The 25,943-nt window shown below is 42.4% G+C and carries 25 protein-coding genes; 2 read left to right on the top strand and 23 right to left on the bottom strand.

What is annotated here, in order from left to right:
* Window positions 1–661: 661 nt before the first annotated feature.
* The 5 genes from ACWIB3_RS03325 to ACWIB3_RS03305 all read right to left on the bottom strand — a co-directional run bounded on the left by ACWIB3_RS03325 (window position 662) and on the right by ACWIB3_RS03305 (window position 6,507).
* Window positions 662–1,204, bottom strand: coding sequence for a glycosyl-4,4'-diaponeurosporenoate acyltransferase CrtO family protein (locus tag ACWIB3_RS03325; RefSeq protein WP_095067932.1), 543 nt, complete (start codon window positions 1,202–1,204; stop codon window positions 662–664).
* A 201-nt stretch (window positions 1,205–1,405) separates the two neighbouring features.
* On the bottom strand, window positions 1,406–2,392 hold the full coding sequence (locus ACWIB3_RS03320) for a sensor histidine kinase (protein ID WP_454290855.1): 987 nt from the start codon (window positions 2,390–2,392) through the stop codon (window positions 1,406–1,408).
* Between the two features lie 273 nt (window positions 2,393–2,665).
* Window positions 2,666–3,436: an enoyl-CoA hydratase/isomerase family protein gene (locus tag ACWIB3_RS03315; protein WP_454290854.1), complete on the bottom strand. Its 771-nt coding sequence runs from the start codon at window positions 3,434–3,436 to the stop codon at window positions 2,666–2,668.
* Between the two features lies 1 nt (window position 3,437).
* Window positions 3,438–5,957 (bottom strand): DUF5686 family protein, encoded by a 2,520-nt coding sequence (locus ACWIB3_RS03310; protein WP_454290853.1) that lies wholly within the window; start codon window positions 5,955–5,957, stop codon window positions 3,438–3,440.
* 97 nt (window positions 5,958–6,054) lie between these two features.
* Window positions 6,055–6,507 carry an RrF2 family transcriptional regulator gene (locus tag ACWIB3_RS03305; protein WP_313513982.1) on the bottom strand — a complete coding sequence of 151 codons (453 nt, stop codon included), beginning with the start codon at window positions 6,505–6,507 and terminating at the stop codon, window positions 6,055–6,057.
* A gap of 169 nt (window positions 6,508–6,676) precedes the next feature.
* On the opposite strand from ACWIB3_RS03305, the gene hmpA reads away from it, so the two are divergent.
* Both hmpA and ACWIB3_RS03295 read left to right on the top strand, forming a co-directional pair.
* On the top strand, window positions 6,677–7,885 hold the full coding sequence (gene hmpA / locus ACWIB3_RS03300) for an NO-inducible flavohemoprotein (RefSeq protein ID WP_454290852.1): 1,209 nt from the start codon (window positions 6,677–6,679) through the stop codon (window positions 7,883–7,885).
* Between the two features lie 93 nt (window positions 7,886–7,978).
* Window positions 7,979–8,449, top strand: coding sequence for a hemerythrin domain-containing protein (locus tag ACWIB3_RS03295; RefSeq protein ID WP_454290851.1), 471 nt, complete (start codon window positions 7,979–7,981; stop codon window positions 8,447–8,449).
* Window positions 8,450–8,567: 118 nt separating this feature from the next.
* On the opposite strand, the gene ACWIB3_RS03290 is transcribed toward ACWIB3_RS03295, so the two are convergent.
* From ACWIB3_RS03290 to ACWIB3_RS03205, 18 genes are all read right to left on the bottom strand, one after another.
* Window positions 8,568–9,953 carry an NADH-quinone oxidoreductase subunit N gene (locus tag ACWIB3_RS03290; protein ID WP_185218461.1) on the bottom strand — a complete coding sequence of 462 codons (1,386 nt, stop codon included), beginning with the start codon at window positions 9,951–9,953 and terminating at the stop codon, window positions 8,568–8,570.
* Between the two features lie 20 nt (window positions 9,954–9,973).
* Window positions 9,974–11,422, bottom strand: coding sequence for a complex I subunit 4 family protein (locus ACWIB3_RS03285; protein WP_093099565.1), 1,449 nt, complete (start codon window positions 11,420–11,422; stop codon window positions 9,974–9,976).
* A gap of 18 nt (window positions 11,423–11,440) precedes the next feature.
* On the bottom strand, window positions 11,441–13,363 hold the full coding sequence (gene nuoL, locus ACWIB3_RS03280; RefSeq protein WP_454290850.1) for an NADH-quinone oxidoreductase subunit L: 1,923 nt from the start codon (window positions 13,361–13,363) through the stop codon (window positions 11,441–11,443).
* A 31-nt stretch (window positions 13,364–13,394) separates the two neighbouring features.
* The gene (nuoK, locus tag ACWIB3_RS03275; protein WP_185218458.1) at window positions 13,395–13,724 is read right to left on the bottom strand and encodes an NADH-quinone oxidoreductase subunit NuoK; all 330 of its coding nucleotides are present in this window, start codon (window positions 13,722–13,724) and stop codon (window positions 13,395–13,397) included.
* Window positions 13,717–14,223, bottom strand: coding sequence for an NADH-quinone oxidoreductase subunit J family protein (locus ACWIB3_RS03270; RefSeq protein WP_093099570.1), 507 nt, complete (start codon window positions 14,221–14,223; stop codon window positions 13,717–13,719). Before ACWIB3_RS03270 ends, nuoK begins: the two co-directional genes overlap by 8 nt.
* A 3-nt stretch (window positions 14,224–14,226) precedes the next feature.
* Complete coding sequence (locus ACWIB3_RS03265) at window positions 14,227–14,751, bottom strand: NuoI/complex I 23 kDa subunit family protein (protein ID WP_093099572.1); 525 nt, start codon at window positions 14,749–14,751, stop codon at window positions 14,227–14,229.
* Window positions 14,752–14,762: 11 nt separating this feature from the next.
* Window positions 14,763–15,800 carry an NADH-quinone oxidoreductase subunit NuoH gene (gene nuoH, locus ACWIB3_RS03260; RefSeq protein ID WP_093099573.1) on the bottom strand — a complete coding sequence of 346 codons (1,038 nt, stop codon included), beginning with the start codon at window positions 15,798–15,800 and terminating at the stop codon, window positions 14,763–14,765.
* Between the two features lie 12 nt (window positions 15,801–15,812).
* Window positions 15,813–16,829 (bottom strand): 2Fe-2S iron-sulfur cluster-binding protein, encoded by a 1,017-nt coding sequence (locus ACWIB3_RS03255; RefSeq protein WP_093099575.1) that lies wholly within the window; start codon window positions 16,827–16,829, stop codon window positions 15,813–15,815.
* Window positions 16,830–16,856: 27 nt separating this feature from the next.
* Entirely contained in the window at window positions 16,857–18,212 is a 1,356-nt protein-coding gene (nuoF, locus tag ACWIB3_RS03250) for an NADH-quinone oxidoreductase subunit NuoF (RefSeq protein ID WP_454290849.1), read from the bottom strand.
* A 4-nt stretch (window positions 18,213–18,216) separates the two neighbouring features.
* The gene (locus ACWIB3_RS03245) at window positions 18,217–18,744 is read right to left on the bottom strand and encodes an NADH-quinone oxidoreductase subunit NuoE family protein (protein ID WP_093099578.1); all 528 of its coding nucleotides are present in this window, start codon (window positions 18,742–18,744) and stop codon (window positions 18,217–18,219) included.
* Complete coding sequence (locus tag ACWIB3_RS03240) at window positions 18,737–19,972, bottom strand: NADH-quinone oxidoreductase subunit D (protein ID WP_175486330.1); 1,236 nt, start codon at window positions 19,970–19,972, stop codon at window positions 18,737–18,739. Before ACWIB3_RS03240 ends, ACWIB3_RS03245 begins: the two co-directional genes overlap by 8 nt.
* Window positions 19,973–19,983: 11 nt before the next feature.
* Window positions 19,984–20,487, bottom strand: coding sequence for an NADH-quinone oxidoreductase subunit C (locus tag ACWIB3_RS03235; RefSeq protein WP_093099580.1), 504 nt, complete (start codon window positions 20,485–20,487; stop codon window positions 19,984–19,986).
* Entirely contained in the window at window positions 20,480–21,034 is a 555-nt protein-coding gene (locus ACWIB3_RS03230; protein WP_093099582.1) for an NADH-quinone oxidoreductase subunit B, read from the bottom strand. The genes ACWIB3_RS03235 and ACWIB3_RS03230 overlap by 8 nt, the downstream gene beginning before the upstream one ends.
* Window positions 21,035–21,076: 42 nt before the next feature.
* The gene (locus ACWIB3_RS03225; RefSeq protein WP_093099584.1) at window positions 21,077–21,457 is read right to left on the bottom strand and encodes an NADH-quinone oxidoreductase subunit A; all 381 of its coding nucleotides are present in this window, start codon (window positions 21,455–21,457) and stop codon (window positions 21,077–21,079) included.
* Window positions 21,458–21,925: 468 nt separating this feature from the next.
* Window positions 21,926–22,921: an ABC transporter permease gene (locus ACWIB3_RS03220; RefSeq protein WP_454290848.1), complete on the bottom strand. Its 996-nt coding sequence runs from the start codon at window positions 22,919–22,921 to the stop codon at window positions 21,926–21,928.
* A 2-nt stretch (window positions 22,922–22,923) separates the two neighbouring features.
* Window positions 22,924–23,880, bottom strand: coding sequence for an ABC transporter ATP-binding protein (locus tag ACWIB3_RS03215; RefSeq protein ID WP_454290847.1), 957 nt, complete (start codon window positions 23,878–23,880; stop codon window positions 22,924–22,926).
* Between the two features lie 62 nt (window positions 23,881–23,942).
* Entirely contained in the window at window positions 23,943–24,398 is a 456-nt protein-coding gene (locus tag ACWIB3_RS03210; RefSeq protein WP_454290846.1) for a COG1470 family protein, read from the bottom strand.
* A 733-nt stretch (window positions 24,399–25,131) separates the two neighbouring features.
* Complete coding sequence (locus tag ACWIB3_RS03205; RefSeq protein WP_376780675.1) at window positions 25,132–25,335, bottom strand: DUF6965 family protein; 204 nt, start codon at window positions 25,333–25,335, stop codon at window positions 25,132–25,134.
* Between the last annotated feature and the right edge of the window lie 608 nt (window positions 25,336–25,943).

The raw sequence follows: 25,943 nt of genomic DNA, 5'->3' as shown, positions 1-25,943 counted from the left end.
CATGCCCCATTGGTTTGACCGCTTTATTATGGATCCCTAAGCGTAAGGATGGTGCTGCCCATCGACCGATGGAGAGAGGACCTTTATCTTCTGTCCTGTCTCAACCGAACGAATTTTTGTGGGTCCGATATCCCCCTAGAAATAAGGACATCCCCTAAAAGACCATGGAAGGAATCTTTGGAGATTGAATTTCAATTTCCCTGCTGACCTTGCATTCAATTGCTGTAATTAATGCCATAACATATAAATTAAAAGTTGGTTGGGAAACTTCTGAAAGCAAAGCGACCGATTTTCCCTATTACCCGCAGAGACCATACGGAAACCCCGAGGTTATTCCAGGAGAGTTTCCAAGAGACCCAAAAAGGGCTCCAAGACCAGGCCCTCGGGAACCTTAGCCCCAACAATCCCATTCCCAATAGGATCGTAAAGCCAGGGTGTGGGGGAAATTCCGGACCTCTGCATTGAGGCCGCTTGGATGCTTGGAGGGCAATGGGAAAAAAGGGGATTGCGCCGACCAGCAAATTCGGAAATAATGCCCTGGGGAGTAATAAAATGTCCGGCACCATGCTACATAATGCCGGAAATCCCTGCCATTCTAGCTATAAGATGGAATCAGCCATCCACATCAGGATAAAGGACGAAAAGATAAGAGCATCCTCAACTAAGTATCCTGAAGATCTGTAATTTTCTTTATCCGGACCTTATTGTACTGTTGTAGAAAGATCGGGATTGCATTATATGTGAAATTGGCAGCTAAAATTGAGATCCCTGCGATACAAAATCCATGGAGAAAGGCAATGACAGTGGAAAGCAGGAAGAACACCATACATGTCCAATGGTAACGCTCATACATCGCGATCGTAGAAAGGTATCTTTTCGCATGGGCCTTTCCCCTACCTTGGGCAGGTCGATTTTCTTTCGTCATGGAATTCACGATATCCCCGTCCTGGACAAATTTCCTCATGAACCTTACACCGTACCTTTCATAAAATCCTGGATCCTCGCTCAAGACGGTCCTTTCTAGGACCCATGCCGGCACAAGGGCAAAAAGCATAGCTAAGCCAATTGCAATATACAGCCAGGATCCCTTTGCACCTACCAGGTACCAGAACCAAAATATGGGCGTAAAGCATACAAGCGTCCAGAAAAGATTAAATAACTGGTTCAGCATATGCCGCTGGTAACGGTGTCTTGTTTTGAGCATTGCTTGGTTTTTTGTTTAATTCACTATTTCAGGGCAACCGTTCTGTAAAAGAAAATCTGCGCCATTTTTCACTGGGCTGGAAAAGAGTTGCCTGATCATTTTCACCGAGCGAAGGACTCCTACCCACTGATCCCTCCCCGGATTTCGCTAGCCCGCATCAGATCCAATTCCGCTCTGATTAGGATTAATACCGATGGCACCCTACCCATGTGAAAACGTTTTGGGGAACTCTAGGAAAAATTCTGTCCCTTCATTCACGCGGCTTTCAAAATCAACGCGCCCCCCCATCCACTCTACAACGGTCTTAACTACCCATAAGCCGATTCCATTCGATTTTTCGCCATTTAGACCGGTCCTGCTCTGGTCATTGAACTTGTTGAATACCTGAGATTTCATGTCCTCGGGTATACCTATCCCCGTATCCCTGACGGATAGGCGGACTTTATCTCCAATATCAATGAGCGATACCGTTATCGTTCCGCCAGTGTGGGTAAACTTGAGAGAATTGGAAATAAGGTTGTTCAATACCTGGATCAGTTTATCCTCATCCATGTCCATGGTGATAGTGGGAAAATCTGAACTGAACACAAATGATACCCCTAGATGGCTCTCCATTCTGGCACATTGGTCCATGAAATCACGTACCATCGGCACCAGGTCCACCCTTTCCATATTAAGGGGAACCGACAAGGAGGTGATAAATTCCTTCTTTAGGAAACTCTTGATTAGCGACATGTTGCTCATACAGATGTCTCTTATTGCAGACAATGCGTTCTCCAGGCTGCCGGGGTCCCCGTTGTTCATGTTCCCCATGGCTAAATCAGTAAGGTTCCTTAGGGTGGCGAAGGACCCTGCTATATCATGGCTCAATATATTGAGAATGGCATTTTTCTTTGCATTGTGGCTGAGTATGTTCTTCTGGAACTCGACCTCTCCGGTAAAGTCTTCGGCGAACCCTACGCACTCTGGCCTACCTGAAGTATCGACCTGGTACATGGTAAGTCTCAGGTGCCTTAAATTTCCAGCTACAGAAAACCTGACTGCTCTCTTTTCAATGGGCTTCACCCTGATGTCCTTGATTTCCCTTAGGAGAGATTCCCTATCTTCTGGGTGTACATGGTCAAGGATCTCCGTTAGGTTCTCGGCAACCTTTTCAAATCCCATAAAAAATCTGAATGAATGGTTCATGTACCTTATCTCCCATTTGGAGGGATCGAACGAAAAAATCATCAGATATACATTTTCCGAAAACGCCAGAAGAGGGTTTAAAGTACCTGCCATTGCAATATTATTAAGGTTATCGATGTCAAAATCATTCTATAAGGCGGTTCCTCAAAAAGCATGTGGACCTCAAGGTTATTTCACTTTGGGCACCTGCGAACCCCAATTGCCCCACCTCCATATTTACGGTGCTTTTTTCGAAGGATCAGGCAAACAAATGGATTTCTCAGCAAGGACTGTTCAGAACCTTGGCTTCCTCTTTTCAGTGAATGCACTCAGTCCTTCAGAGAAATCCTCTGAAACAAAACATTCGGCAAAGGTCCGGATCTCTAGCCCGTATCCTTCCACCTTTCCCTGGGTGCTGCCGTTTACCGCTACGATGGCCGCAGATACTGCAGAAGCGGATCGGGAATAGATTCTTTCAAGGAGTTTTTGGGACTGGTCAATAAGAAGATCAGGATCAACGATCGAGCTTACAAGGCCCCATATGTACGCCGCTTTGGCGTCGACCATCTCTCCTGTCAGGATCAGTTCCAGGGCCCTCCCCTTGCCGATAAGCTCGGGTAGCCTCTGGGTCCCTCCATATCCAGGGATCAGACCTAGGGAAACTTCAGGGAGTCCCATTTTGGCGGTAGAGGACGCTACCCTGAAATGGCAGGCCAAAGCGAGTTCCAGTCCTCCTCCCAGCGCAAAACCATTGATGGCAGCAACCACAGGCTTGGAAAGGTTGGCAATTTTATTCATCAGTTCATGCCCGGACCTCGACATCGCCTCTGCCTCCTCTTTGCTCTTGCCAAGGAACTCCTTAATATCCGCACCGGCAACAAAGGCCTTTTCCCCTGCACCGGTCAATATCAGCCCCCTGACGGACCCATCAGCTTCAGCCCGGCTTACTGCATCCTTCAGTTCCGCAATGGTATCGCGATTCAAGGCATTTAATTTGCCTTCGCGATTAATGGTAATTTGGGCTGTTTTATTCTTGATCTCTAGCGTAATGTTTTGATAGCTCATACTAAAAATTAATATTGATTGAAAACCTTATTCGTTCACTCCTGACATTGGGTAGTCCATTGTAATTCAATCTCCTCACATATTCAACCTTCAGAACATTCAAGATATTGTCAATTCCCAAGGTACCCTCCCAATAAGGCTGTCCATTAGGAACATTTGTCAAGATCTCTCCTTCCTTATTGCGGTCGAATTCAACCACATCATTACTAATATACGGGTTATTTTGGTCACTTAATTTACCATAGAACATCTGAGCTCCCCATACCTCCCGTAAATTCAATTTCTTGATCAATGGAATCTTATTGAATAAGAATCCCTGCAATTGATGGTATACCCCAACCTTTAAATAACTATCGGCAACAAACTCCATGGGGTTCATCATGTCGAAATCGATTTCATGTCGGTCTTCACGCTGTTTTACGTTCGGTAACTCCAACATTGTGTATGGTAGGGTTCCCCATATTCTACCCCCAACTGCCCTGAGGTCTGCAAAACCTAGTTGGTTTAAAAAGAAGCGCTTGGAAGCTGCTGCAGTCAGCTTGTCATAGGCATGGGTCGTATTCCAGAAACCGTCCAGACTATGGGTATAGGTCAGGTTGAAAACCGGATGTTTTTCAATGATGGTCTTCCTATTTAAGTTGCGATAATAGAATTTCTCAAAAGGTGCCCATCGCAAGTCCACATGTGCCTCATTGCTCTGGATATGGGTCAGCAACGCCTCTGGGTTCCCTGAGTTGATCAATCGCAAATCTCCAACCGTATTCTGGTTTCTATGCGTGAATCCAGTGGTAACACTGAAGTGGTTTCCAAATTCTACAACATGTTGCAATTGATAAGCACGGGTATCAAACCATTTTGTAGGTCTATTCCTTCGAATGGACCTGAAGAAACTATCCCCTTTTAGGAAACCTATCTGTTGACCTGGCTCCATTATATCGTTCTGAACAGATCCTTCAATATAATGGGCTGGAAAAGTCACCACCGAATTACCGTTCAGGGAAACGGCAGATCTCAGAAAGTACTTCAATCGGGCATCATCCAATCCATATGCGACATAACCTTCAAAATACGCTTTGTCTGTCAATGCTTGCGTACTCCTGCCCCCTATCCTGAAACGGTTCCCCTCAATATTATTTTGGCTGTACAGATATTCCAGCGGACCTATCTCAAACATCCCAAGGTTATAGAAACCTTGGGACAACAGGTAGCCTAAAGCCAAAACGGTCTTAAAACTCTTTTTCTGGTTTAGCGTTTCAATGTTCCTGTACGTATTCTGTTCCGCGTTGTTCAACGCAATTGGTCGATTCGGGATGGTTATGTCTGCTTGGGGAAGTATCTCAGTCGGTGGACCTGAAAAAACATTTATCGGGAACTTGGTTCCTAAGCGATAATTGTCGTTAATACTCATGCGATCAGCAAAAACCGTCTCCCCCTTTCGAATTCCGAAAGTCAGAAAAGTCCGGGTGCTGTCCATTAACATGACCCCTGTTTTGTCTTTCTCATAATGAAAAACTATCTCCCCTTCCTTTACCCAGTTAAGGTTGGTTTCCTCATTGATCTTGAGGTTAGCTTTCTTAACAGCATAGGTGCCATCCATACTTACCTGAAGAATACCATTGAACAATAGATCCGTTTTATTCCTTGGTTCGAACTTCAATTGGATAAAATATCCTTCTTCATTGAAGATAGTATCCGTGATATAATACTTATAGAACAGTTTACCGTTATCTGCGATTGGACTCAAGAACTGCTTGTTCAGGATATAGATACTCTCATCATAAACATCTACCTGCTGGAACATGTAGTTCAGGAATTCCTGGATGTTGGGGTTGTTGACATATCGCCTATCAAACTCGGTCTTTTTGTGGGAGGTTATTATCTTTTTAAATTTCGGGGGATCCTTCTTTCCATAGACCTTTGCATTGCTCTCCTCCAAATACAGGGAAAGCAGCTTTTTCCCTTCATAACTGGTACTATCGATGTTCCCGAACAGAAAGCCCAGTCCCAACATTCCCTGTTTATTGGAAACCTTAGGGTCAATAAAACCGAATTTAAGCTTATCATATTGATCAAACTCCAGACTGTCCTTTCCAGACAACCTGTTTTGATGTTTATGTCTTATCACCAAATCGATCAACTCGACCGCTTTGTTGTTCCTGTTACGATATTTAGATTTATGGCTAATGGAGACTGCTTCGATCTTATTGGAATCATGGGTCAATTCAAAGACGAGATTGGTAAGTGAATCAGGGATATTGGCGATCAGGGTCCTGAAGCCTAGGGCACGGACTTCAATCTGTTTGGACCGAGAATCCAAACTCAAACTGAAGAAGCCCTTATTATCTGCAGAAGTTGCCCTTTTGGTATCTAAATCCAGAATGGTCGCCCCTGCAACTGCCTGCTTGCTGTCCTTATCCAATACTTTGCCAGAAATGACAGTTTGGGCCAACGAAAGGTTAACCGTGAAGCAATGGACCGATACAAATGCGCACAAAAAACAGAAGAAAGGGGCACTTCTCATAATAAAACCTGAACTTTATAAAGATACAATTTGTTGTGAAAGTTCAAATTATTAAACGAAAAAAGGAGGCAAAATATGTTGTGGACCGAAGGAATTATTATTGATTCTTATCAACACGGTTCAGTTTTAAGCTGCCCAGAATAAGCTCCTCATTGAACTGACCCAGGGTAATGCTGTTGAGCATCCTTGCCAATTCCGAACGGATGGCCTTAAACTCATTGTGCAAAGGACATGGATGTTCCTCGGAACATTGCGGTAAGCCCATGCCACAACCGATAAAAATATCATCCCCATCGATTGCTTTGACTACCTCCGACAATCTCTTATTCATCTCAACTTCAGTCAGGTAAAACCCGCCATTGGGACCTTTTACAGATTTCACAATACCACCCTTGCTCAGCTCCTGAAGGATCTTCCCCAAAAAGGGTTCAGGTGATTGTATATTGCTGGCAATCTCTTTTATACCCACTTTTCTACCAAGTTGTGTGGACTTAGCGATATAAAAGACTGCTCGAATGGCATACTCGGTTGACTTTGAAAACATACCCATTCTCCAAAATTAGGGATAAAAATTGAGAATGAGCCCTATTCTTTACCCGCCCTCGTCTACAACATTCTTATGTCAGAAACTTAATAAAGGACAAAAAACTCTTTTATTCTTTTTATCTTTGTTTTAATTTAATTCAATTTAAATAAGAAACTAGAAAACTATCAACGTAATGACAGAGAATCAAATAGCATTAATTAAAGCGACAGTACCAGTCTTGAGAGAAAACGGAGTATTATTAACAAGCTATTTCTACAACCGCATGTTTCAGCACAACCCTGAACTTAAACATGTCTTCAACATGGGCAACCAACAATCAGGGAAACAACAAACGGCCTTGGCTATGGCAGTGCTGGCTTATGCCGAAAATATTGAAAATCCGTCGGTTCTTTTAGGCGTGGTCGACCATATTGGCCATAAACATACCAGTTTAGACATCCGCCCTGAACATTATCAGATCGTCGGAAACCATCTGATCTCTTCCATTAAAGAAGTTCTTGGCGATGCAGCTACGGACGAACTGTTAGAAGCATGGACCCTTGCTTACAGCCAATTGGCAGATATCATGAGCGGTCATGAAAACGCTCTTTACAGAGCAAAAGTAAATAGACCAGGAGGCTGGACCGGTTGGAGGCCATTTGAGGTCAGAGATAAAGTAATGGAATCCCAAGAGATTACCTCATTTTACCTGTATCCAACCGATCAGGGAGATATCGCTGCCCACTTACCTGGTCAATATATCAGTGTTAGGCTGTTCTTACCAGAATTAAACCTGATCCAACCTCGCCAATACAGTATCTCAAGCTCATCAAACGGCAAGTTTTACCGTATTTCTGTTAAAAAAGAAAAAGGCAGTAAACATCCAGACGGCATGATCAGCAATAGATTGCACGACCATATCCAAGTAGGTGATAAGATCGAACTTAGTTCACCATCAGGTAACTTTGTCTTGAACCAAAAGGAAAACAACAACCCACAAGTCTTTATCAGTGGTGGAATCGGACAGACTCCTCTATTGGCCATGCTTGAGGAATTGATTCTCAATAAAAACAGTACCCAACCGATCGTTTGGGTCCATGGATGTAGAAATGAACAGGTCCATGCTTTCAAAGATAGATTACAGGAACTTTCAGCCATCAATCCATCATTGCAGAATCATCTATTCTATGAACAATTGGAAAAAGAAAGCGCTGATGCAACATCTGGCGTTGTCAATCTCGAAGAGATTCAGGAAAAGGTATTGCTGAATGGAGCCAACTACTATTTATGTGGCCCTGCAGGCTTTATCCGCAAACATTATGAATTCCTGAAAGATGCGGGCGTTGACACAGAAGCGATCCATTTCGAAGAATTCGGACCAGCATCCCTGTCTTTAAATTAATAAATCTGTAGCCCAAGAGTTCAGCTCTTGAAAATAGGCACCCGGTTGATCTGGGTGCCTCTATAGAACAGAATCACCATAAAAACTGGAACAATGGAAACTAGACCTTTGAAAAGACATCCAGCATTAAGGCCTCTTAGTAAGGAACATCATTTCTCCCTTTTGATTTGTTGGAAGATAAGGCGAGGCCTGGAACTAAATATCGACCCTGACCGTATCGGCAACTTCTTGATCAATGCTTGGCATCAACAGATCTCCCATCATTTCAATATTGAAGAGAAATATGTTTTTCCAATCCTTGGTTCTGAGAACAAACTTGCACAGGAAGCTATTGCTGAACATAGAGCTATAAAAAGACTGATATTGAATGAGCCACATACCGTCAAATCCCTCAACAGAATTGAAGAAAAAATGGAATCCCATATCAGAATGGAAGAAAGACAGCTGTTCCCTCTCATTCAGAGCATAGCTACCGATGAAGAAATGGAATATATCAGCCTTAAACACGAACATCCAATAAACGAAATGGCTTGGGAAGACGAATTCTGGAATACCAAAGCCTAAAAATCTTCAACAACTACACATCAATACAAAAAGGTCAGGATATCCTGACCTTTTTACTTTATATCTTCTATCGGACATCAAAACCCATTCTCCAGGTCTTATGTCCATTGTCTGATGTCTATTTAGCTAACCAAATCAACGCATCCGGATAAACTCCCAACACAAAAGTCAGAATTACGGAAAGAACAAATACGATCTGGAAATTAATCGGCATGCTAACGGTCACCTCTTCCTTAGAATCCATGAAGTACATATGAACCACTACCCTTAAGTAGTAATACACACCAACTGCAGCATTGATTGCAGCCAAAACCAACAGTACGGTATGGTAATCATTCATAACATTGGAGAACATCATAAACTTACCGATAAAACCTGCTGTCAACGGAATACCTGCTAATGAAAGCATAGAAATCGTGATACAGAATGCCAACCACGGACTTCTTTTACCTAGACCATTGAAGGATTCAAAACTATCCGATCCAGCTTGGCGTTTCACCAAGATCAATGCTCCAAAAGAAATAATCGAAGCCAACCCGTAAGCTGCTGAATAAGTTAAGATTCCTGAAGTTGAATTTGGACCGATCGACAAGATTGCAAAAAGCATATATCCAGCATGCGAAATACTAGAATAAGCCAGCATACGCTTATAACTGGTCTGCATAAGCGCAGTCACGTTTCCTATAAACAAGGTAATGATCACCACGGTCAATAAAACCGGAGTCCAAAACTCATTCAATGGAACCAAGACGGTACTGAACAATTTTAAGAAGCCAGCGAATGAAGCAATCTTCACCACGGTACTCATAAAGATCGTGATCAATATAGGAGCACCATCATATACATCTGGAGTCCAGAAATGGAATGGAGCAGCACCAACTTTGAAGCACAACCCAACTAACAATAACAAGATACCTCCATAGAACATTGGTGAAATGCCTGTTGGATTATCAATAATATATTGTTTGATCACAGCTAAATCAAATGAACCAGTTGATCCATATAATAGCGTTATACCGAACAGCAAGAAACCAGTAGAAAAAGCCCCCATCAAGAAGTACTTCAACGAAGCTTCATTGGATGCCTTATCGGTCCTTCTGATCCCCGCCAAAATATACAAGGCTACCGACATAATCTCTAGACCGATAAACAGCATGGCGAAATTATGGTAAGAACAAACTAATATAGCACCCGTTAAGGAGAATAAGATTAAGGAATAATATTCTGCGATATTGTCCGAAATAGACTTAAAGTACTCTTTCGACAATAACAGGATCAGAATGGTCAATGCTATACATAGCATCGAAAAAGAAAGGGAAAAATGATCAAAAATAACCATTCCTCTATATAAAGGCTCTGCCTGGACATTCCAATAATAGGCTTCAAACCCAAAGGCAACCAACAAGCCTAATATACTAACAGGCAGTAATGCATTTTTAGCTTTGTACAAGCCTAAATACAAAAGCAGAATACCTAACAAAGAAAGCGTAATAATCGCACCCATAATATATCTTTAAACTCGTACTATTTAATTTGTTGTAATAACTGTGAAACTGATGCCTCTGAAAGATGTAATAAACTATTCGGAAGAACACCTATTAAAATAACTAGAATGACAATGATCGATAATAAGACCACCTCATAGCCAGAAATATCCTTTACCTGGGTCTGATTGTCATTGATCTGACCTAACATGGTTTTCTGATACAGACGTAACATATAAACTGCTGCAAAAATCAAGGTCGTACCACCAAGAACAGCATACCAAACGCCACTATCGCCACTACCGAAAATTCCCTTTAACAATAAGAACTCTCCAATGAAACCATTTGTTAGTGGCAATCCGATTGCACCCATGATGATCACCAAGAAAGTCACCGCCAGGATCGGCATTTTAATCGCCAAACCACCTAGCTCAGCAAGATCCCTGGTTCCTGTCCTTCTCTGGATAACATCGATTACAAAGAAAAGACCAACAACAGAAATACCGTGATTGATCATTTGCAGGATTGCTCCTTGCATTCCTTCTTGGGTCAATGAAAAAACACCTGCGGCAATAAGACCCACGTGTGAAATAGAAGAGTAAGCAATCAAGCGTTTAGCATCTTTCATTTTGAAAGCGATGATCGCTCCATAAACGACACCGATGATTCCCATGATCAATGCAATATTGCCATATCGAGAAACCGCTTCAGGTGCTAAAGGCAATAACCAACGCAATAGACCAAACAGACCCATTTTCAACATGATACCCGACAAAAGCATGGTACCTGCTGTAGATGCATGAGTATAGGTATCTGGCTGCCATGAATGGAATGGGAACAAAGGAATCTTAATTGCAAAAGCAATAAAGAACGCCCAGAATACCCAACGTTGAGCAGCATCTGTCAGGTCCAATTGAGTCAAGGTTGCCCATGACATATCCTTTCCGCCGGTTTGTTGATATAGATAGATAATCGCAATCAACATCAACAAGCTCCCGAAGAAGGTATATACGAAAAATTTCAAGTTTATTTTGATACGGTTTCCATCTCCCCACAATGCACAGATAAAGTAAATTGGGATCAAAGCTGCTTCCCAACCTACATAAAATGAAAAAGCATCCAATGAGATAAATACCAATACCAATCCAGCCTGCATAAAGGAAACTAAACCATAGAATCCTCCCTTTTGCTCATGGCCAAAACTTGCCAAGATGATTAAAGGGATCAAGCCATTTGTTAAGATCAACATAGGAAGGCTAATACCATCCAAGCCTATCTGGAATTGAATCCCCAAGCTCGATATCCAGTTCCAAGATTGTGCAAACTGAATACTTGCATCAGGCACAAACGTACAGATGAAAGGAATTGTTAAGCCTAATTGAATAAGTGACAAGACCAATGCAGCCCATTTAGCAGAGCTGTTCTTGATAAAGGCTAAAATAATAGCACTTATTACAGGTAAAATTAGCAGTATAAAAAGGTTGTCCATTGATTCCTAAATTCTGATCTAGATTGTAAATAATCCATAAAGCATGAAAGCAATAACTCCGATCACCATCATAAATATATAAAACCCAACATTCCCACTCTGGATCTGACGAATGCCCTTCCCTGAAGAAACAAACAATTCGCCAATTCCATTGACTAATCCATCGATACCGGTCTTATCAACAACAGTATGCAAGAATTTGGACAGTCCATTCAATGGACGAACAAATAAGGTGTCATACAATTGATCGATGTACATTTTATGGTAAGATAGATTATATAGTCCGCCTTGTTCTGCTGAACCATCGGTCCCGGGAATATCTGATTTTTTAATGTACTTATTGTAAGCAACGAAAGCCATAATGATGGCACCTAATGCTGATGCGCCCATTAAAACAAACTCTGTGCTATGTGATAGATGGAATGGTTCCACTACCTGATTAGTTTGTGCAAATACCGGACTTAGGAAGTTAGCCAACCATGCGCCTCCGAATAATGCCTCAGGAATATTGATTAATCCACCCAATACCGACAGAATAGCCAATACGATCAATGGAATAGTCATTGAGCTAGGTGATTCATGCAAATGATGTTTCTGGTTCTCCGTTCCACGGAATTTACCAAAGAAGGTCAGATACAACAATCTGAACATATAGAATGCGGTACATAAGGCTCCAATAAAACCTAACGCCCAAAAGATCGGACTGGCAACAAAGGCATGTGCCAATATCTCATCTTTTGAAAAGAAACCCGACAATGGTGGAATCCCGGAAATAGCTATCGTTCCGATCAACATCGTTGCATAGGTGATAGGCAAGTACTTTTTCAGGCCTCCCATTTTTCGCATATCCTGCTCCTCGCTCATCGCGTGGATTACGGAACCCGCACCCAAGAACAATAAGGCCTTGAAAAATGCATGGGTCAACACATGGAAAAACGCTCCGGTAAAGGCTCCAACACCTAAACCTAAAAACATATATCCCAGTTGAGAGACCGTGGAATATGCCAATACTTTTTTGATGTCATTTTGCGTAATCGCAATAAATGCAGCAACCAAAGCCGTTGCCACACCGATGATCGCAATAACCTCCATGGTAACCGGAGATAATGTAAACATGATGTTTGAACGGGCGATCATATAGATACCAGCAGTTACCATAGTCGCTGCGTGGATCAAGGCCGAAACTGGCGTCGGGCCTGCCATCGCATCTGGCAACCAAGTAAACAATGGAATCTGGGCCGATTTACCTGTTGCTGCAACAAATAACAATAAGGTAATGATCAATAAAGACGTATCGCCCATTGCCAGTTGTCCGGCAGCAGGAAATACCTGTTGAAATTCTAAAGAACCAAAATTGGCCAAGATAAAGAACATGGCGATCAAGAACCCTAAATCACCGATACGGTTCATGACAAAAGCTTTTTTCGCTGCCTTCGCATAATTGCTGTTCTTGAACCAGAATCCGATCAATAGATAAGAACATAAGCCTACGCCTTCCCAACCGATGAACATCACCAAATAGTTGGATCCTAATACCAAAAGCAACATAAAGAAGATAAACAGGTTCAAATACGAGAAGTATTTACCAAAACCTTCATCATTTGCCATATATCCTACAGAGTACAGATGGATCAAAAATCCAACTCCCGTAATGATCAATAACATGATTGAACTCAATGGATCAACCAAAAAGCTAATGTTGAAACTAAAACTTCCTACCGTAAACCAGTTGAATACTTCTTGGAAAATAACACCATCACCCCCAGCTTGTCTTGCATCATAAACCTCCTTGAATAAACCACAGCTTAGTAAAAATGAAATGAGGATTGTTCCGCATCCAATAATTGAAATCAATGGTCTTGGCGTGCTTTTTCTCAGCAGTCCAATCATCAGAAATCCTAATAAAGGAAGTAAGGGGAGCATCCAAATGAATTCTTTCATATACAATTCTCTCTAAAATTCTTATCTATTTTTACCACCTCAGTTTATTCAGGGAATCAATATCCACTGATTTGGTATTCCTATAAACCATAATAATTATCGCTAGACCGACCGCAACCTCTGCAGCTGCCAAAGCCATAATAAAAAACACAAAAACCTGTCCGCTAGGATCCCCACGATAAGCGGAGAACGCAGCCAACAATAAATTCACCGAATTAAGCATCAACTCAATCGACATCATGATAATAATGACGTTCCGGCGAATCAATACCCCGATCACACCGATCACGAAGATGATGCTACAGAATATCAAATAATGATTCAGGGGAATACCCTGCATATTTTCAATTAAACTACCCATTTTGTTTCGCTCGTGTTTCTTTCTTTGCCAATAATACAGCTCCAACCATCGCTGTTAACAACAGGATGGAGGACAATTCAAATGGTAATAAAAAGTCCTTGAACAATACCTTGCCCAGGTTCTTTACCAAACCAATATCTTCATGGCCCTTTACAAACTCATTATTAGATTCCAATACCCTAAAAGCACCTAAGAATACGGCCAATAGGCACATTCCAGCTATCGCTCCCATAAATTTCACTAAATGGGATTTCATAGGCTCGCTATCTTTGTTCAGGTTCAGTAACATCAGGACAAACAGGAATAAAACCATGATCGCCCCCATGTAAACGATAAAATTAACTACGGCCAAAAACTGCGCATTCAATAGAATATAATGCACGGTAAAGGTGAAAAAAGTGATAACTAAGTAGAGTACACTATGTACAGGATTCTTCGTGAAGATGGTCATCAACGCAAAGAATATCGATAGAAACGCTACAAAATAAAATATGGTCATAGGTTATGCTTGCTGATTTTGAGATAATTTGGTGATATCAAACTTTGGTTCCAACAACTTGTCTTTACCATAAATGAAATCCTTACGTAAATAATCTGCAGTAACATGTTTACCATCTAGGTAAATTGCCTCTTTTGGACATGCTTCTTCACACAGGCCACAAAAAATACAACGCAACATGTTTATTTCATAAACAACTGCATATTTCTCTTCCCTGTACAGGTTCTCCTCCCCTTTCTTGCGCTCTCCCGCAGTCATCGTAATGGCTTCTGCAGGACAAGACAAGGCACATAGGCCACATGCTGTACAACGCTCCCTGCCCTGTTCATCACGCTTCAAGGAATGCTGTCCCCTAAAGTTCTTTGAATAAGGCCTGATCTCCTCCGGATACTTAATGGTAGGGATCTTCTTGAAGAAGTGCCTTATGGTAATCGATAGACCTTTGGCGATAGCAGGCAAATAAATGCGCTCCCAAAAGTTCATCGGCTTTTGTTCTAATACTTTTTTCCTATTTGATAACGACTGCATATCTCTCCCGATTAAAAGTAAGTATCTTTAACGATGGTAATGATCCCTGTCAAAACGATATTGGCAATGGCCAATGGAATCAACATCTTCCAGCCTAAATTCATCAACTGGTCATATCTGAAACGCGGCAAGGTCCATCTTACCCACATAAAGAAGAAGATGAATCCAAATATCTTCGCAAAGAATACCAATACCCCAATGATGGTGATCCAGTTTTCTGAAAGACCCAGATCATACATAAATGGAAAATTATAGCCCCCGAAATACAATGCTGCCATCAATGATGAGGACACGAACATATTGATGTATTCAGAGAACATATAAAGACCCAATTTCATGGATGAATATTCCGTATGGTATCCCCCAACTAACTCAGTCTCACATTCTGGCAAGTCAAATGGTACACGGTTACATTCTGCAAATGCACAGGTCATAAAGATCAGGAATCCCAAAGGCTGAACCCAGATATTCCAGTTTACAAATCCTGATTGTTGTGCTACGATCTCTCCAATGGATAGCGTTCCGGTCACCATTAATAAAGCGATCAAGGAAAGACCCATGGCAATTTCATAACTGATACTTTGTGAAGCCGCACGAATCGCTCCCATTAACGAGAACTTATTGTTCGATGCCCATCCACCAAGCATGATCCCATAAACACCAAGAGCAATAACCCCAAAGATGTAAAGTACACCGATATTCACATCGGCAACCTGTAAGCTGATCGCTTTGTCACCAATGGTCAAGGTTTGCCCCCAAGGAATTACCGCCGAACTGATACAGGCTGTAATAATGGCTATGGTCGGCCCTAAAATAAATAAGGTTTTATGTGCTCCCGCAGGAATGATTTCTTCTTTGAAAAAGAATTTACCACCATCACATAAAGGCTGTAAGATACCAAATGCTCCAGCTCTATCCGGACCGTGGCGATCCTGCATAAAACCCGCAATCTTACGCTCAGCTAACGTGGAATACATGGCAATGACCAAGGTAACCACGAATATGATGACAACTAAGATTAATTTCTCTAAAATAAAGGCCGTTTCCATCTTCCCTATTTTCTATTTTAATTTTTCAGATCTTGCTAACTGCTCCACATTGGCTTCCTGCAATACAGGATTGTCCTTGATTACACTTGGAGGATCAAATTGATGGTAGTGGTTGGAGGCAATAACCGATTGATCGCTGATCTTGGTCGGCTCATCTAAAATCCACTCATCTGTACGCTTGGTTTCAAACCTGCAGGTATCACAGATAAACTCATCAACCTCATTGTACTCATCTTTTCTTCCCGTCACACGGATCACATCTGGACCTTTGTACCATAATGTCACCTTTCCAGAACATTTTGGACAATCACGGTGGGCATCGACCGGTTTAGTAAACCAAACCCTATTCTTAAACCTAAAGGTCTTGTCCGTCAATGCTCCAACTGGACATACATCGATCACATTACCGATAAAGTCATGATCCAGTGCCTCATGGATATAAGTCGATATTTCAGCATGGTCTCCACGGAACAGAATGCCATGTTCCCTTTTATTGGTCAATTGGTTGGCCACATATACACAACGATAGCATAAAATGCATCGGTTCATGTGCAACTGGATCTTATCACCAATATCAATTCGCTCAAATGTCCTGCGCTCAAATTCATATCTGGTTTTCTCAGCACCATGCTCATAGCTCAAATCTTGGAGCTTACACTCGCCTGCCTGATCACAGACCGGACAATCCAATGGGTGGTTGATCAATAACATCTCCACAACCGCCTTTCTTGCATCCACGACATCTGGAGAGGTAATATTCAGCACCTCCATTCCGTCCATGACCGTTGTACGGCATGATGCAACCAATTTAGGCATTGGTCTTGGATCCTTTTCCGATCCTTTGCTTACTTTCACCAAGCAGGTACGGCATTTTCCCCCTGTACCTTCTAGCTTAGAATAATAGCACATGGCTGGAGGAACGATCTCCCCACCAATCTGCCTAGCAGCATTTAATATCGTAGTACCCGGAGCAACTTCAATCGTTATTCCGTCTATCGTTACTTTAAAATTTTGAACTTCTTCTGCCATTGTTGCTTTTTGTTAAAATGACCCTAATTATTCCGTTACTGGAACCAATGGATCTGCATAATGTGCTAAACCGTAGTTTCTCTTCTGGGCTTCTTCCGGATGTAGGATATGCCACTCAAATTCATCCCTAAAGTGACGAATTGCGGCTGCAACAGGCCAAGCCGCTGCATCACCAAGTGGACAGATCGTATTTCCTTCGATCTTTTGTTGCACTTGCCACAATAGATCGATGTCCGACATGTCACCATGACCGGTCTCGATCTTGTTCAAGATCTTTTCCATCCAACCCGTTCCTTCACGACAAGGTGAACATTGCCCACAGCTCTCATGACGGTAGAAACGAGTATAGTTATAGGTATTCCTGACAATACATTGATCTTCATCAAAAACGATGAAGCCTCCAGATCCCATTGCTGTACCACTTATAAAGCCCCCATCTGCCAATGACTCATAGGTCATCAGGCGCGGTTCGCCTTTCATCGTTTTCACAATCAGGTTGGCAGGAAGGATAGGCACCGAAGAACCTCCAGCCACTACAGCCTTCAATCGCTTGCCATTTGCCATTCCTCCACAATATTCATCGGAGAAAATAAATTCTTCCACTGGGACACCCATCTCAATTTCATATACTCCAGGTTTTGCAATATTCCCTGACGCTGAAATCAATTTAGTTCCTGTACTTCTTTCAATTCCAATTTTTGCATACTCCTCGCCGCCATCATTGACGATAGGCACTGTCGCAGCAATGGATTCCACATTGTTTACCACCGTTGGGCAGCCATATAGGCCCGCAACAGCAGGGAATGGAGGTTTAATCCTTGGATTACCTCTTTTCCCCTCTAGGGATTCCAACAGGGCTGTCTCTTCACCACAGATATAGCCCCCCCCTCCCGGTTGTACATAGATCTCCAGGTCGTAACCAGTCCCTAATATATTTTTACCTAAAAATCCAGCCGCTTTTGCTTCTTCGATGGCCTTTTCCATAATTCGGATTTGAGGCATCATCTCGCCACGGATATAGATATAGGAGGTATGTGCTCCTAATGCATAGCTGGAAACGATCATCCCTTCAATTAAGGCATGCGGAATATAGGTCATCAAGAAACGGTCCTTGAATGTTCCCGGTTCCGACTCATCTCCATTACAAACTAAATAACGCGGAACGCCTTCTGGTTTTGCCAAAAAGCTCCATTTCATTCCAGTAGGGAATCCTGCTCCACCACGGCCACGAAGACCCGATTTCTTCACCTCTTCCACTACATCCTCTGGAGACATGCTTTTCAAGGCTTTCTCTACAGCACGGTAACCACCCTTCTCCCGATAAACAGCGAAGGTGTTGATTCCTGGCACATTGATATGTTCTAATAATAACTTACGTCCCATATTACTAAGCCTCGCTTTTTGATTTATTCTTTAAATCGCCGATTAATTGATCGACACTCTCCGGTGTCAGGTTCTCATAGAAGGTATAGCTTGGACCGATCTGAAGCACGGGACCAAATCCACATGCCGCCAAACACTCCACGCCCCGCCAAGAGAACATCCCATCAGCAGTCACCTCTCCTTCTTTTACGCCTAATTTCTCTTCAATATGAGACATGATCTTCTCTGCACCAACCAGGCAACATGGCCCCGTTCGGCAAACCTCCAGGACATATTTACCTTGCGGCTGTAGGAAATACATGGTATAGAATGTCGCCACCTCGAACACTTCAATAGGTTGGATGGTTAAGAAGGCCGCCACTTTCTCCATGGCATCCACGCTTAACCATCCATATTCCTCCTGTACGAGGTGAAGGATAGGCAATAATGCTGATTTTTGCTTACCTTCTGGATAACGACTTACCACTTCGGAGAATTTCCCCAAAAGCTCTGCCGAAAACTCGACAATCATATTTTCTTTAACACTAAGCATCTAATTCACCAGCTATTACGTTTAAACTACTCATATTGATAATCGCATCTGAAATCAACATTCCGCTACTCATAGGCGCAAACATCTGATAATTGATGAATGAAGGCCTTCTAAAGTGCAGACGATATGGAGTTCTTCCTCCATCATGTACCATATAGAATCCCAATTCACCATTTGCCCCTTCAACGGAATGATAAACCTCAGCCTTTGGAGCGTCCCATTCTCCCATCACGATCTTAAAGTGATAGATCAAGGCCTCCATGCTTGTATATACTTGCTCTTTTGGCGGGAGGTAAAAATCAGGAACATCAGCATGGAAAATGCCTTTCGGCTCCTTGTCTATTTTTTCCAAAGCTTGCTCAATGATTCGAAGGGATTGCCACATCTCTTCATTTCTTACCATAAATCGGTCATAAACATCCCCATTTGTGCCTACTGGAATATCAAAATCAAATTCCTCGTATGAACAGTATGGAGAATGCGCTCTCACATCATAATCCACGCCTGTTGCACGTAAGATTGGACCTGACCAGCTATAACTTAAAGCTTCCTCTGGGGTAACCGCGGCTACATTGGAGGTACGCTCGATAAAAATTCTGTTTCTGTCAAACAACTCTTGGAATTCCCTCAAAACTGGCGGGAATCTCTTTAAGAATTCTCTGATCTTTTCAAATGCCACGTCGTTGAAATCACGCTCAAAACCACCGATACGCCCAATATTGGTCGTCAATCGGGCTCCGCATATCTCTTCATAGATTTCATAGATGAACTCACGTTCCTGCATCACATACAGGAATCCTGAAAAGGCACCAGTATCAACCCCCAAAATACCGTTACATATGATGTGGTCAGCAATCCTCGCCAATTCCATCACTATCACGCGCATATATTGAACGCGTTTTGGTATCTCTATATCCAAAAGCTTCTCAACGGTCATATGCCAACCCATATTATTGATTGGTGATGAACAGTAGTTCAAGCGGTCTGTTAAAGGGGTAATCTGATAAAAAGGTCTATGCTCTGCAATTTTTTCGAATGCACGGTGAATATATCCAATGGTGGAAACCCCACTGACGATACGCTCACCATCGATCTGCACGACATTCTGAAAAACACCATGCGTTGCAGGGTGGGTAGGACCAATATTTAGGGTCACCAAATCGTCTTGAGGATCATTATCATCAAAGACTGGTGCATTATGTGATATTCTTGAAATCGATTTACTCATGACATCCTCTCTTAACGTCCAAAATAAAAATCCTTTTTGTCCACACGGTTTGGATCTTCCAGCGGGTATTCTTTGCGCATCGGGAAAACTCCCAGATCATCCATATTAAGAATTCTCCTTAAATCCGGATGTCCTTCAAAATTGACCCCAAAGAAATCATAAGTTTCACGCTCCATCCAATTCGCACCGTTCCAAAGAACCGTGGCACTTGGAATACTTGGATTTTCCTTTTCCAGGAAAACCTTGATCCGAATGCGGACATTATGAACTAAACTATGGACATGGTACACAACAGCGAAAGGCTTTTCACGTTCCGGATAGTGGACCGCAGTAATATCAGTCAAATAAATAAACTGCATCGCCTCATCATCCTTGATGCTGGTCAACAGCTTTATGATATTTTCCTTATCGGTTTCGACTGTTAGCAGTCCTTTAGGTTCTGTTATATGGTTTACTGATTCCCCGAATTCTGCATTCAGTTTATCAATAACCATTTGATTAGTCAACTTATCCATTATCTGTTGCGATTCCGTACTTTTCTAATAAAGCCTTATACTCAGGCGTATTTCTTCGGTTCAAAGACTCGTTCTTTACAATATCTTGAAGTCTTAGTACTCCATCTAAGATTGCCTCAGGACGCGGAGGACAGCCAGGAACATAAACATCCACCGGAATGATCTCATCAATCCCCTGCAACACGGAATAGGTATCGAAAATACCTCCACTAGAAGCACATGCACCAACAGCAATTACCCAACGGGGCTCTGCCATCTGAACATAAACCTGCTTCAATACCGGAGCCATCTTCTTTGCAATGGTCCCCATCACTAGCAACATATCAGCCTGTCTTGGTGAAAAGCTCGGACGCTCGGCACCAAACCTCGCTAAATCATAGGTAGATCCCATCGTTGCCATAAACTCAATTCCACAGCAGGACGTCGCAAATGGCAATGGCCATAAGGAATTGGCTCTCGCCAAACCTATGGCTTTATCCAAAGTCGTTGCAAAAAATCCTGCTCCCTCTACACCAGGAGGCGCATCTGATAAGGTAATATTACTCATCTCTCTGTTTATTAAAGTGATCTTCAAGGAATAGGCCCAAGGCTAGTCCCAATCCAATGCCTTTTTCTTAATGACATAAATAAACCCTAAAAGCAATAGTCCCATGAAAACAAACATCTCTATCAACCCCTGAACGCCAAATTCACGGAAGTTAACTGCCCATGGATACATAAAGATCACCTCGATATCAAAGATGACGAACAAGATTGCTACCAGGAAATATTTGATGGAAAACGGCTGCCTTGCATTCCCGACAACCTCAACCCCAGATTCAAAAGCACTAAGCTTATTCTCTGTGCGCACTTTAGGACCAATTAAATGGGTACCGATGATTGTCGTAACACCGAAGCCAACGGCCACAGCCAATTGGATCAATATAGGAATATAATCTATAGGTGCACTTTGCCCTGCTAATCCTTCCATATCTTTAGTTTATCGCTATTAGTAGTCTAGCAAAAATAACAATTTATGTCAATAAAAAAAGTGAGGGACAGCCGTATAGCTTTGCTTTTTGTTATTTTGAAACATTATAAATAGTCCCAATGGACAATACCTGACGCTTGAACCAGCACCGTTTAGATTCCGCTAGATTTTCCACATCGGTAAGCGAGCACAATTTGGTGTGCCGCTCGCCATTCCGCAGGACAAAGACCTAGCTTATCCTAAGAAAGTGGTCTGGACACCTGGTTATTGGACCTAAAGCCAAATTTCCCAAAAGCCTACGGTTACCTTGATCTACTACAGTCCGCCCTAATCAAGCTCCTCGATAGAACCTAATGCTATCGCCAGAAGATAGATTGCGCGCTAAAAGCTCGTCCCCCTACATTGGAGCTGCAGCTATGCACATTTGGCTACCGTGGGGGCCTTGCCATGGGACAGTAAGGAAACGGGTTAATTTCTAATTTCCCTTCTCATAAAAAGATAGTAGGATATGGCAAAGAGGGCCAAAGTTCCCGCTATTAATCCAGTTAACTGGGACCAAACTATCAATAAACTATCAATTATCGGCAATGGTGCTGGGATCGCTGCCTCCATCTGCTCAATGTTCAGCGGACCTAAACTCCTTACGGTTGGCATCAGGATGGAAGTACTCCCGTCTATGAACAATTGGCTTGGACTGACTCTCAATATATTCAGCACCAATTCCTGCCTTGAGAACTGCTCTTCTACTGACATGAAAGGTTTCAAAGGCAGCAGCTGCTGGACAATGAGTGATGTCAGCATGGGAAAAAATATGGTCAGGAACAACCATAAACTCAATGATGTGAGGGCCGCAGACGAGGGCTGTCTAAAAACTATGGACATCAATAACGAAAAGGCCAACCAGAACCCTAGGTAAACAATCAACAGAAAGATGAAGGCGAATATCCGAATAATTTCTACAAGCTGAACGCTTAATCCAGTCCAAATCATTCCGGTTCCAACGACCAATCCCGTTACACAAAGAAATAATACACTCAGGACAAATATGGGTGCTAAAAATTTGGCCAATAGAATATTGTCTCTGTAGATTGGCTGGGTAACAATTCGTGTCATCGTTCCGCTTAGAAATTCTGAATTCACTCTGTCAAACCCTAGGCTTATCCCAAGTAGGGGAGCGACGAAACTTATGAGTACATAATACGAAGGGGTTGAACCCGACGAGGTAAATATTTTGAGAAATGGAAAATCCGATTCTAAGAGATCATTGTTCTGGATCCAGGCCGGCACCTGTTCCACGACGTGGGTAATGGAACTCGTTAATATTAACAGAACTAACAAAATTAATATTCGGAACCTCCAACTTCTAACCATGTCAGCAATTTCTTTCCGTGCCAGAATCCAAAAAGGACTACAAAAATGACTTACACCAATTTGCGCTGTGCGTAAGGTACTATGGATATTCATCTTTATAAAAATTTAGGGTTTTCAAGGAAATATTGTTGGTAAATCTGTTCAAGGGTCAGGTTGTCCCTTTGTACCGAGGTAATATCGTATCCTTCTGTGACAAGGATCTTTACGATGGAAGCAGTACATTCCTCAGAGGTAGTGATCTCGGCATGGTTTTCCGAAATTAAATCAATCCTCATGACGGGAAGCTCCCTTAAAAGCGTTTTCAAAACAGAAGGCCCCAGGGTCGAAACCTGGGTCTGAACACTGGTAAAAAAACCATCTTTTTTATTCAATGAATGGCCCAGATCGGCAATATTTCCACTCGCTATCAATTTTCCTTGGACAAATATCCCCACCCTGTCACAGACCTGCTGGACATGGTGCAAATTGTGGGAAGACAACAATACAGTAATGTTCCTTCTCCTGCTAAGGTCTTGTATAAGTGCCAGGAATTCCTTAATGCCGCGGGGGTCTAAACCCAATGTAGGTTCGTCGAGGACAATAATTTTAGGATCTTTGATTAGCACTTCTGCCAGGCCCAAACGCTGCTTCATTCCCCGAGAGAACGTACCCACCAACTTTTGCTTATCCTCTTCCAGCCCTACCTGCTGGAGTAAAAGATGCGATCTTTCTTCTATTTCTTTTTCAGGAATTTGATTTAACCGGCCTATAAGCCTTAAATTGTCCAAAGGTGACATTCCTTCGTAGAACCCCACGCTGTCAGGTAAGTACCCAACCAATTTCTTAACCTCTATCGGGTTCCTGTTTGATTGCATGCCATCTACGGACGCCATACCAGAAGTTGGTTCGGTAAGTCCCATCATCATTAAGATAGTGGTTGTTTTTCCAGCACCGTTCGGACCTAGCAAACCGTAGATTTCTCCTTCATATATTTGAAGGTTCAAGTTGTCTACGGCTTTTTTATTACCATAATTTTTGCAAAGATTTTCAAATTCAATGATCGGTTCTTTCATTTCATGGAAGTTTACCCACAATAAAATAATGGATTATATAATTAGGACCTGATGGAAATTTGCTAGCGCCTGCCGAATTTCCTTATCAAAAAGAAAATGGAGGCTATCGAAATCAATATTATGGCAATCCCCCACAGCCCCGTCCAGACAGAGGTCCTAACTTGGACCCTAATGGCACTTTCTGCAGATACATTGGCGTTCTTTGCAGAAACCTTAAGGACATAGTCACCCGCAATGCTCTTTTCAGGGACCTCAATAAGAGCCTTTACAGTAATGGACTTACCAGGGGCCAATTCCTTGACTTGCGCATCCTCGAAGGTCACCGTCCAGCTTTTAGGTGGGAGACCGCTCAATTCAATTTCAGTTAAAGGCAATGAGCCGGAATTTTTGAGTTCAAACAGTAGCTCCTTTTTCCTCCCAGCAACCAATTCCTCGTTCAACTTGCCGGTAGGGGTGGAGAGATCTAGATTGAATGAACCTTTTACGACAGCTTCAAGCGGAAGTTTAAGGGTATCCATTTCGGAAATTGCGAGGATGAGAAAGGACGTTTTCCCCGGAGGGGCCAATAGAGAGGGATTTACCTCAATGTTTATGTCATAGCTTTTGCCAGCCGTCATCTCTAGGGAGCGCACGGGGGTCCCCTCTACCATGAAGTTAGCTAACCACCCCGGGGGCAATTCGGCCTGGAGCATGTAAATCTTAGTTGTCTTGGATAAGTTTTCTAAGGTTGCATGGTACCTAAATGTCTCGTTCCGAGCTGCCTCGACATTCATCAAGCGACTCCGAAATGGAGCCTGCGTGGAACTGTTCTGGATGTGGCTGCTTTGGCTAAGCACATAACCCGAGTGGATTACCATGCAGATTAGAAGGAAAAAAAAAGGCTTGGCCTGAAATCTGGAAAATTTGGTTTTTCGTAACATAATCTATTAAACTATTTTAAATTGATAGCTTTGGAAAAAATGTCAAATGAAATGGAAAATCCCGTTTTTATAAAGTTTTGGCTAATCTAAAAATCAAATCCTTTAAATTCAAGTGTCAAGTGGTTTTTTTACATTTTTTAAGAATTGAGGTAACACTGGCCGAGCAATTATCAGGGTCCGGAAATGGAGTCCCTATCTAGCAAGCCAAAACTCCATTTCGTCAAGTATAACGGTAATTGATAGTCCTAAATCACTCAATTCCACATGACCAATGGGATCACTAGCTTAAAAACACAAGCAGTCTTAAGTCAGGTAACCTGGTTCTGGTCAATCAGCGTCCTGAAACAGCTTTATGGAAGAGAATCAACCGATCGTAGCTTGGGCAAGAATCAAGATCCTTTTTCCAATTGGCACAGTCCCTGAACTGTTTTTGAAGGAACCGCTCTGCATTGCACACCACAATGTGTGGTGCGATCCGTATGTTGTCTTCATATTGCCTGTTGAGCAATTCATTTTTTAGTTCATTAATCGTCACATGCCAAAAATAAATAAAAATGAAAGAAGCTCCATACAGTTCAAGAGTGATTTTTTAGCCTCCATGAACTAGTCCAGGAATTAGAGATAGGCCTGAATATCTAATCCTAGAAGCATCGTTTCATGATTTTGGTCTAATTGGGAGAATCACTCCACTTTATCTCACCACTGGCTTGTGAGTGTTTAGGGAAGCTGTATTGTCAAAAATCCCACAAGCGGATATGAGAACAGTTGTGATATACTAAAAAAAGCTGTTCCTGCCGGCCCGATAGATTTAGGGCAAGACTGGCCACTATACAGCAGTTAAACAACCCTAACCTTTACCAATTGAGCCTTTATTCTCCTGCAGAACTCACGGGACAGGTAATTATTTTGGCAAATACAGGAAAAATCTGGAAAATTTGCCATTTTGCACAACCGCTAAATTATCAGGAAAGGTGAAGTAGAAAAAGGTTGATTGGCCTGGCAAGGATATGCAAACCGCGCTTAAAAAGAAATTGATGATCTTGAACGAATGTGCATCCCATACAGGGGAATTTAGGTAGTTGAAAAAAATCTGGCAGGTCCTAACTAAGGACCATTGGACCGGGCAAATCACATCTTAGGAAA

Source organism: Sphingobacterium sp. NPDC055431, from assembly GCF_053644255.1.
Note: the sequence above shows the minus strand (reverse complement) of the source record. Positions and strands in the feature narration are given on the sequence as shown.

Coding starts and splice junctions, on each gene's coding strand:
- ACWIB3_RS03325 (WP_095067932.1), bottom strand. CDS start 1,204: ATGCTCAAAACAAGACACCGTTACCAGCGGCATATGCTGAACCAGTTA.
- ACWIB3_RS03320 (WP_454290855.1), bottom strand. CDS start 2,392: ATGAACCATTCATTCAGATTTTTTATGGGATTTGAAAAGGTTGCCGAG.
- ACWIB3_RS03315 (WP_454290854.1), bottom strand. CDS start 3,436: ATGAGCTATCAAAACATTACGCTAGAGATCAAGAATAAAACAGCCCAA.
- ACWIB3_RS03310 (WP_454290853.1), bottom strand. CDS start 5,957: ATGAGAAGTGCCCCTTTCTTCTGTTTTTTGTGCGCATTTGTATCGGTC.
- ACWIB3_RS03305 (WP_313513982.1), bottom strand. CDS start 6,507: ATGGGTATGTTTTCAAAGTCAACCGAGTATGCCATTCGAGCAGTCTTT.
- hmpA (WP_454290852.1), top strand. CDS start 6,677: ATGACAGAGAATCAAATAGCATTAATTAAAGCGACAGTACCAGTCTTG.
- ACWIB3_RS03295 (WP_454290851.1), top strand. CDS start 7,979: ATGGAAACTAGACCTTTGAAAAGACATCCAGCATTAAGGCCTCTTAGT.
- ACWIB3_RS03290 (WP_185218461.1), bottom strand. CDS start 9,953: ATGGGTGCGATTATTACGCTTTCTTTGTTAGGTATTCTGCTTTTGTAT.
- ACWIB3_RS03285 (WP_093099565.1), bottom strand. CDS start 11,422: ATGGACAACCTTTTTATACTGCTAATTTTACCTGTAATAAGTGCTATT.
- nuoL (WP_454290850.1), bottom strand. CDS start 13,363: ATGAAAGAATTCATTTGGATGCTCCCCTTACTTCCTTTATTAGGATTT.
- nuoK (WP_185218458.1), bottom strand. CDS start 13,724: ATGGGTAGTTTAATTGAAAATATGCAGGGTATTCCCCTGAATCATTAT.
- ACWIB3_RS03270 (WP_093099570.1), bottom strand. CDS start 14,223: ATGACCATATTTTATTTTGTAGCGTTTCTATCGATATTCTTTGCGTTG.
- ACWIB3_RS03265 (WP_093099572.1), bottom strand. CDS start 14,751: ATGCAGTCGTTATCAAATAGGAAAAAAGTATTAGAACAAAAGCCGATG.
- nuoH (WP_093099573.1), bottom strand. CDS start 15,800: ATGGAAACGGCCTTTATTTTAGAGAAATTAATCTTAGTTGTCATCATA.
- ACWIB3_RS03255 (WP_093099575.1), bottom strand. CDS start 16,829: ATGGCAGAAGAAGTTCAAAATTTTAAAGTAACGATAGACGGAATAACG.
- nuoF (WP_454290849.1), bottom strand. CDS start 18,212: ATGGGACGTAAGTTATTATTAGAACATATCAATGTGCCAGGAATCAAC.
- ACWIB3_RS03245 (WP_093099578.1), bottom strand. CDS start 18,744: ATGCTTAGTGTTAAAGAAAATATGATTGTCGAGTTTTCGGCAGAGCTT.
- ACWIB3_RS03240 (WP_175486330.1), bottom strand. CDS start 19,972: ATGAGTAAATCGATTTCAAGAATATCACATAATGCACCAGTCTTTGAT.
- ACWIB3_RS03235 (WP_093099580.1), bottom strand. CDS start 20,487: ATGGATAAGTTGACTAATCAAATGGTTATTGATAAACTGAATGCAGAA.
- ACWIB3_RS03230 (WP_093099582.1), bottom strand. CDS start 21,034: ATGAGTAATATTACCTTATCAGATGCGCCTCCTGGTGTAGAGGGAGCA.
- ACWIB3_RS03225 (WP_093099584.1), bottom strand. CDS start 21,457: ATGGAAGGATTAGCAGGGCAAAGTGCACCTATAGATTATATTCCTATA.
- ACWIB3_RS03220 (WP_454290848.1), bottom strand. CDS start 22,921: ATGAATATCCATAGTACCTTACGCACAGCGCAAATTGGTGTAAGTCAT.
- ACWIB3_RS03215 (WP_454290847.1), bottom strand. CDS start 23,880: ATGAAAGAACCGATCATTGAATTTGAAAATCTTTGCAAAAATTATGGT.
- ACWIB3_RS03210 (WP_454290846.1), bottom strand. CDS start 24,398: ATGGATACCCTTAAACTTCCGCTTGAAGCTGTCGTAAAAGGTTCATTC.